This window comes from Chryseobacterium sp. SIMBA_029 (assembly GCF_046535275.1).
Classification (GTDB): Bacteria; Bacteroidota; Bacteroidia; order Flavobacteriales; family Weeksellaceae; genus Chryseobacterium.
In genome coordinates, this window is the sequence record NZ_JAWRXA010000208.1 from 1 (window position 1) to 280 (window position 280).

A 280-nucleotide genomic window follows, 5' to 3' on the forward strand; every position below is an offset into this window, starting at 1 on the left:
CGAATGAGTGCGCATCAGTCGTCGCATTCCAAACGGGCGTGATGATCCACTTCTCGTGATACTGCTCGGGGCCCAGCCACCGGTCTTCCGACTTTGGGTCCAGAGTGTAGCCTTCCGGGGCGGTCAGCCACGGCGAGAAGAACTCGAGACCTTCCAGAATGGTCTTCTCGTTTTCATCGCACCATTCTCCGAGCTCTCGCACAGTTGCCGGACGCTTGATAGTGTTGTTCACAGGATCTCCTAGTTGATTTGGGTTGGTTCTTGTGCCGTGACGGACTTT

At 55.7% G+C, this 280-nt stretch carries 1 protein-coding gene; it reads right to left on the minus strand.

Annotated features, from left to right (window positions below):
* Positions 1–232, minus strand: a 232-nt coding sequence (locus tag SB679_RS23850; RefSeq protein WP_410704728.1) for a hypothetical protein, incomplete at its 3' end; no start/stop codon positions are given.
* Between the last annotated feature and the right edge of the window lie 48 nt (positions 233–280).